The 7,296-nt window shown below is 69.9% G+C and carries 5 protein-coding genes and 1 pseudogene; 3 read left to right on the forward strand and 3 right to left on the reverse strand.

The genetic code is table 11. From position 1 onward, the window contains the following. Positions 1-154: 154 nt before the first annotated feature. Together ACFV9H_RS28440 and ACFV9H_RS28445 are read right to left on the reverse strand one after the other, a co-directional pair. Positions 155-1,444, reverse strand: coding sequence for a citrate synthase (locus tag ACFV9H_RS28440; protein WP_385403564.1), 1,290 nt, complete (start codon positions 1,442-1,444; stop codon positions 155-157). Positions 1,445-1,626: 182 nt separating this feature from the next. Further along, positions 1,627-3,873, reverse strand: coding sequence for an ATP-dependent RecD-like DNA helicase (locus ACFV9H_RS28445; protein WP_385403566.1), 2,247 nt, complete (start codon positions 3,871-3,873; stop codon positions 1,627-1,629). 276 nt (positions 3,874-4,149) lie between these two features. Here ACFV9H_RS28445 and ACFV9H_RS28450 point away from each other — a divergent pair, with 276 nt between their 5' ends. Both ACFV9H_RS28450 and ACFV9H_RS28455 read left to right on the forward strand, forming a co-directional pair. Beyond that, positions 4,150-4,650, forward strand: a complete 501-nt coding sequence (locus ACFV9H_RS28450; protein ID WP_385403569.1) for a DUF937 domain-containing protein — start codon at positions 4,150-4,152, stop codon at positions 4,648-4,650. A gap of 54 nt (positions 4,651-4,704) precedes the next feature. Then, positions 4,705-5,202 (forward strand): annotated as a pseudogene (locus tag ACFV9H_RS28455) (GNAT family N-acetyltransferase); the annotation flags it as partial. Here the strand turns inward: ACFV9H_RS28455 and ACFV9H_RS28460 are convergent. Further along, positions 5,108-6,058: an EamA family transporter gene (locus tag ACFV9H_RS28460; RefSeq protein WP_385403572.1), complete on the reverse strand. Its 951-nt coding sequence runs from the start codon at positions 6,056-6,058 to the stop codon at positions 5,108-5,110. The pseudogene ACFV9H_RS28455 and the gene ACFV9H_RS28460 overlap by 95 nt on opposite strands. Before the next feature lie 101 nt (positions 6,059-6,159). Here ACFV9H_RS28460 and ACFV9H_RS28465 point away from each other — a divergent pair, with 101 nt between their 5' ends. After that, positions 6,160-7,059 carry a LysR family transcriptional regulator gene (locus tag ACFV9H_RS28465; RefSeq protein ID WP_385403574.1) on the forward strand — a complete coding sequence of 300 codons (900 nt, stop codon included), beginning with the start codon at positions 6,160-6,162 and terminating at the stop codon, positions 7,057-7,059. The last annotated feature ends 237 nt before the right edge of the window (positions 7,060-7,296 follow it).

Here is a 7,296-nt window from a genome sequence, read left to right on the forward strand (position 1 = left end):
GACCCGAACGAGTCCCGGCACCACCGACGCCCCGGCTCGGGTCCCGTGGGGGGAATCCGTACCGGGGAAAAGGAAAGCGCCCCGACCGTCGACCCGTGGGGGGATCGACGGCGGGGCGCTTTTCGCATGCCTGGCGTGCCTTGAGGGCCTCGGGTCAGCGGGCCTCGACGGGGACGAAGTCGCGCAGGACCTCACCCGTGTAGATCTGGCGCGGGCGGCCGATGCGGGAACCCGGCTCCTTGATCATCTCGTGCCACTGGGCGATCCAGCCGGGGAGCCGGCCGAGCGCGAAGAGCACGGTGAACATCTCGGTCGGGAAGCCCATGGCCCGGTAGATCAGGCCGGTGTAGAAGTCCACGTTCGGGTAGAGGTTGCGCGAGACGAAGTACTCGTCCGCCAGCGCGTGCTCTTCCAGCTTGAGCGCGATGTCGAGCAGCTCGTCGCTCTTGCCGAGCGAGGAGAGGACGTCGTGCGCCGCCGCCTTGATGATCTTCGCCCGGGGGTCGAAGCTCTTGTAGACGCGGTGTCCGAAGCCCATGAGGCGGACGCCGTCTTCCTTGTTCTTCACCTTGCGGATGAAGGCGTCGACGTCGCCGCCGTCGTTCTTGATGCCTTCCAGCATCTCCAGCACCGACTGGTTGGCGCCACCGTGCAGCGGGCCCCACAGCGCGGAGATGCCGGCCGAGATCGAGGCGAACATGTTCGCCTGCGAGGAGCCGACCAGACGCACGGTGGAGGTCGAGCAGTTCTGCTCGTGGTCCGCGTGCAGGATCAGCAGCTTGTCGAGCGCGGCGACCACGACCGGGTCCAGGTCGTACTCCTGGGCCGGCACGGAGAAGGTCATGCGCAGGAAGTTCTCGACGTAGCCGAGGTCGTTGCGCGGGTAGACCACCGGGTGGCCGACCGACTTCTTGTACGCGTACGCCGCGATCGTCGGGAGCTTGGCCAGAAGCCGGATCGTCGAGAGGTTGCGCTGCTTCTCGTCGAACGGGTTGTGGCTGTCCTGGTAGAAGGTCGACAGCGCGCTGACGACGGACGACAGCATCGCCATCGGGTGCGCGTCGCGCGGGAAGCCGTCGTAGAAACGCTTGACGTCCTCGTGCAGCAGCGTGTGCTGGGTGATCTCGTTGCGGAACGACGCGAGCTGGTCGACGGTCGGCAGCTCACCGTTGATCAGCAGGTAGGCGACCTCGATGAAGGTCGAACGCTCGGCCAGCTGCTCGATCGGGTAACCGCGGTAGCGCAGGATGCCCTGCTCACCGTCGAGGTAGGTAATCGCGGACTTGTAGGCCGCGGTGTTGCCGTAGCCGCTGTCCAAGGTGACGAGCCCGGTCTGGGCCCGCAGCTTCGAGATGTCGAAGCCCTGGTCACCGACGGTGCTCTCGACCACCGGGTAGGTGTATTCACCGTCCGCGTACCGGAGTACTACAGAGTTGTCGCTCACGTCATCCCTCACCGACGTAGTGCCTCTTCTTCGAGGTGCCCTGACTGCCTCTACCTTCCCCCATTTGGCGCAGGAGAGTGCACTCGGGGTCGGCCTTTGGTGCTTTTGACGGCACTGAGTGCCGTCAAGCTGCTCATCCTGCCCCCTCCGCACCAGCGGCGGAACCCCAAATGATCGATCATCTAGGTGATGTTTCCCACCGGTATGCGTCCGGAGAGCCTCGGCGCCACAGCTGTGTACCTCCTGCCTGCGGAAACGGTACGCACCGCCTGCGCGAGGGCTTTGCGGGACCCGACGAGGACGACCAGTTTCTTCGCCCTCGTGACCGCCGTGTAGAGCAGATTTCGCTGGAGCATCATCCAAGCACCGGTGGTGACCGGGATCACCACCGCCGGATATTCACTCCCCTGGGAACGGTGGATGGTGACGGCGTACGCGTGGGCCAGCTCGTCGAGCTCCGCGAACTCGTACGCGATCTCCTCGTCCTCCTCCGTCCGTACCGTCAGGCGCTGTTCGTCGAGGTCCAGGCCGATCACGACACCGACCGTTCCGTTGAAGACCCCGTTCGCACCCTTCTCGTAATTGTTCCGGATCTGGGTCACCTTGTCCCCCACGCGGAAGACCCGCCCGCCGAACCGCTTCTCCGGCAGGTTCGGCCGGGCCGGCGTCATGGCCTGCTGGAGCAGACCGTTGAGGTTTCCGGCGCCTGCCGGGCCTCGGTGCATGGGGGCGAGGACCTGGACGTCCCGGCGCGGGTCGAGCCCGAATCTGGCCGGAACCCGCCGTGCGGCCACGTCCACGGCGAGCACGCCCGCCGCCTCGGTGTCCTCCTCGGGGAAGAGGAAGAAGTCCGGCAGCCCGTCGGTGATCGGCGGCAGACCGGTGTTGATCCGGTGGGCGTTGGTGACCACGCCCGACTGCTGGGCCTGCCGGAAGATCCGCGTCAGCCGCACCGCCGGCACCGGCCCGCCCTCCGCCAGCAGGTCCCTCAACACCTCCCCGGCCCCTACGGACGGCAGCTGGTCCACATCCCCCACGAGCAGCAGATGCGCCCCCGGCGCCACGGCCTTGACCAGCTTGTTGGCCAGCAGCAGGTCCAGCATCGAGGCCTCGTCCACCACGACCAGGTCCGCGTCCAGCGGCCGGTCCCGGTCGTAGGCCGCGTCCCCGCCCGGTTTGAGCTCCAGCAGCCGGTGCACCGTGGAGGCCTCCGCCCCGGTGAGCTCGGCCAGCCGCTTCGCCGCCCGGCCTGTGGGCGCGGCCAGCACCACCTTCGCCTTCTTGGCCCGGGCCAGCTCGACGATCGAGCGCACGGTGAAGGACTTGCCGCAGCCCGGCCCGCCCGTGAGGACCGCGACCCGCCGGGTCAGCGCCAGCTTGACCGCATCCCGCTGCTCGGGCGCGAGGTCGGCCCCGGTCCGCCCGGCGAGCCAGCCGAGGGCCTTGTCCCAGTCCACGTCCTGGAAGGCGGGCATCCGGTCGTCCTCGGCGTGCAGGAGCCTGCGCACCTGCCCGACCAGCGACAGCTCGGCCCGGTGGAAGGGCACCAGGTACACGGCGATCAGCGGGTCGGGCCCGCCCTGCGGATCCGGTACGGATTCCCGTACGACGCCCTCCGGATCGGCGGCGAGCTCGGCCAGGCACTCGATGACCAGCCCGGTGTCCACCTGCAGCAACTTGACCCCGTCGGCGATGAGCTTCTCCTGGGGCAGGAAGCAGTGCCCCTGGTCGGCGGACTGGGACAGGGCGTACTGGAGCCCGGCCTTGACCCGCTCGGGGCTGTCGTGCGGGATCCCCACCGCCTGGGCGATCCGGTCGGCGGTCAGGAACCCGATGCCCCACACGTCGGCGGCGAGCCGATACGGCTGGTTCTTCACCACCGAAATGGAGGCGTCCGCGTACTTCTTGTAGATGCGCACGGCGATGGAGGTGGAGACGCCGACTCCCTGGAGGAAGACCATGACCTCCTTGATGGCCTTCTGCTCCTCCCAGGCGGCGCCGATCAGCTTCGTCCGCTTGGGCCCGAGCCCGGGCACCTCGATCAGCCTCTTGGGCTCCTCCTCGATGACATCGAGGGTCTCCGTCCCGAAGTGCTCCACGATCCGGTCGGCGATCTTCGGGCCGATGCCCTTGATCAGGCCCGATCCCAGATACCGGCGGATGCCCTGGATGGTGGCGGGCAGCACGGTCCTGTAGTTCTCCACGGTGAACTGCTTGCCGTACTGCGGATGGGAGCCCCAACGCCCCTCCATCCGCAGCGATTCGCCCGGCTGCGCGCCCAGCAACGCCCCGACGACGGTGAGCAGGTCCCCGGCGCCGCGGCCGGTGTCGACCCGGGCGACCGTGTACCCGCTCTCCTCGTTGGCGTAGGTGATGCGTTCGAGCACCCCCTCGACCACCGCCAGTTGCACTGCCCCGTCCATTGCCATGCCCCGAAGCTACCGCCCGGCGCCGACAGCGCGTCGGGCCTGTGGACAGCGCGAAGGGGGTCCCGCCTTTCGGCCGGACCCCCTCACGGTTACCCCTCCCTCGTCGGACTTCCCGATCCCCCCAGATCCCTCCCCGGAAGTGCCGACGCAACATACGACCCACGATGCGCCCGCACGGTTGCATCCGGAATCACAGCTTTACAAATCCATTACTCAGTGCGCACGACACACCCACCCGAAGTGCCGGTGAATCGTGACAGACGTAGCGTTTCCGGCATGAGCGAATCCTCTTTCCAGGACGACGTGCTGGGCGAACTCGGCGACGACAAGCTGACCGAGATCGCCGGACTGCTCGGCACGGACGCCAACGGCGCGCGCGACACCATCGCCACCACGGTCGGCGCGATGACGGGCGACCTCCAGCAGAAGGCCGACGCCGATGACGACGAGGTCCGCCAGGCCTTCGCGGAGGTGGCCGAGCCCCCACTGCAGGGCGTGTCCACCCTCGGCGGCGGCCTCGGCGGCATGCTCGGCGGCGGGATGATGGCCGGGGTCCTGGCCAAGGTGAGCAAGCCCGTGGCCAACGCCGTCTCGAAGAAGACCGGCATCCCCGCCCCCACCATCAGCCGGGTCATCGAGCTGCTGATTCCGGTCCTCCTGGCCGTCTTCGCCAAGCGCGCCGCCGCCGGCAAGCCGGGCACGCCCGGCGCGACCCCCGCACAGAACGGCGGCCTCGGCGACCTCCTGGGCCAAATCCTGGGCGGTGCCAAGAAGTAGAAGCTCACCCGTTCGGGGGCCCGCGGCCATAAAGTTGGGCCCATGGCTGACAACGTGCGGCTGCGGAACCCGGAACCGGGAGACCTGGGCTGGATCGTGCAGCGCCACGGCGCGCTGTACGCGGCCGAGTACGGCTGGAACACCGACTTCGAGGGCATGGTGGCCCGGGTCGTCGCGGACTTCGCCCAGGACCACGACCCGTACCTCGAACAGATGTGGATCGCGGAGCTGAACGGCCACCGCGTCGGCTCCGTGATGTGCGTACGGGAGGACTCCGCGCCCGGCACCGCCAGACTGCGGCTCCTCCTCGTCGACCCGGAGAGCCGCGGCCTCGGCATCGGCACCCGGTTGGTCTCCGCGGTGGTCGACTTCGCCCGCTCGGTCGGCTACCGCGAGCTGGTGCTGTGGACCAACGACGTCCTCACCGACGCCCGCGAGCTCTACCTGCGCGCCGGGTTCACGCTGATCGCGGAGCGCCCGCACCGCTCGTACGGGGTGAGCCTGACGGGCCAGGACTGGCGCCTGCCACTACAGGAGAGCCGGCCCCACTGAGCCGTGCGGGCGCCGGCGAGGTGAGCGCGACCCCACCCACCAACAGCACCGCCGCCACCCACCGCAGCCCCGACACGGACTCCCCCAGCACCAGCGCCGCCGAGGACATCCCGAAGACCGGGACCAGCAGCGAGAACGGCGCCACGGACGAAGCCGGGTACCGGCGCAACAGATAGCCCCAGGCGCCGAACCCGAAGACCGTGGACACCCACGCCACGTACCCGATGACGCCCAGTCCGGACCAGTCCAGGGAACGCAGCGCGGCCAGGTCCCGTTCAGGACCCTCCAGCAGCAGCGACAGCCCGAACAACGGCAGCACCGGCACCACGCACACCCACACCATGAAGTTCAGCGCGTCGGGCGGGGCGGCCTTGCGCGTCAACACGTTGGACACCCCCCAGCACGCGGCGGCCGCCACGACCAGCACGAACCCGAGCACCGGCCCACCGGTACCACCGTCCACGGCGGCCACCGCGATCCCCGCGAGCGCCACCCCCATCCCGACCACCCGCACCCATCCCGGCCGCTCCCGCAGCACGACGGCAGCGAGAACAGCCGTGAAGACGGCCTGGATCTGCAGCACCAGCGAGGACAATCCGGCCGGCATCCCCGCATCCATCCCGGTGAAGAGCAGGCCGAACTTGGCGATCCCCAGGGCCAGACCGACCCCGAGGATCCACCTCCAGGCGACCTTGGGCGCCCCGACGAAGAACACGGCGGGCAAAGCGGCGACAAGGAAGCGCAAGGCGGACAACAACAGCGGCGGGAAGTGGTCGAGTCCGATCTCGATGACCACGAAATTGAAGCCCCAGACGGCGGCGACGAGCACGGCGAGTGCGGTGTGTACGGGACGCATGATCCGAGCATCGCCGCCCCAACCATGAAGCACCAGCTCAAATCTCTTCCCTCATCAATGAAGCATTGCTTACGCATGCCCCTCGGTGCCACCATGAGGACATGCTCGATCTCGCCAGGCTGCGCGCCCTGCACGCCGTGTCCGTCCACGGCTCGGTGGCGGGCGCGGCCGCCGCCCTCGGCTACACCCCCTCCGCCGTCTCCCAGCAGATCGCGAAGCTGGAGCGGGAGACCCGCACCACCCTCCTGGAGCGACGCGGCCGCGGGGTCGCCCTCACCGAGGAGGCCCGTCATCTGGCCTCCACCGCCCAGGAGTTGCTGGCGATCGTGGAGCGCGCCGAGACCACCCTGGAGGAGCGCCGCGGGCAGCCGAGCGGGCTGCTGACGGTGGCGGCCTTCGCCTCGGCGGCGCGCGGCCTCCTGCCGCCCGTACTGGCCGAGCTGGCCGAACTCCACCCCGCCCTGGACGTCCGCCTCACGGAGGTAGACCCCCACCTCTCCGTCGACCTGGTGGCCCGGGGCGTCACGGACCTGGCGGTGGCCCACGACTGGGACATCGCCCCTCTCCCGGCACCCGAAGGCATCGAACAGGCAGTCATCGGCGACGACCTGTGCGACCTTGTCGTGCCCGAGGGGCACCCGTTCACCACCCGCCGGGTCATCCACCGCTCCGACCTCAACGGCGAGCGTTGGATCTGCCAGCCACCCGGCCGGGTCTGCCACGACTGGCTCGTCCGCACTCTCCGCACGGCCGGCTTCGAGCCCGACATCGCGCACGTGGCCGAGGAGAACCACACCATCGTCGCCCTGGTGGCGGCCGGCCTCGGCGTGGCCGTCGTACCCCGCCTGGGCACCGGGCCGCTCCCCCCGGGCGCCGTGGCGGTCCCCCTGGAACCGGGCCCCGTACGCCGCCTCTACGCCCTCTGGCGGACCGGCGCGGCCCGCCGCCCCGCCATCACCGAAACCGTCCGCACCCTCCAGTCCCACTGGCCCCCCGCCTGAACGACCGCCCCGCCGAAACGCCCCCGCAGGGACCCGGCCCGCCCCGCCGGTGCCGGGTGCGCGCCGGCATGCCCCCGCAGGACCCGGCCCGCACCGCCGGTGCCGGGTGCGCGCCGGCATGTCCCCGCAGGACCCGGCCCGCCCCCGCCGGGGTCGGGTGTGCGTCGGGGCGTCCCCGCAGGGCGTCGAACGCAACCACCCTCGGCCCTCCGACCCCTGGAAACGTTCGACGCCCGA

Origin of the sequence: Streptomyces sp. NPDC059874, assembly GCF_042731135.1 — a bacterium.
Taxonomy (GTDB): domain Bacteria; phylum Actinomycetota; class Actinomycetes; order Streptomycetales; family Streptomycetaceae; genus Streptomyces.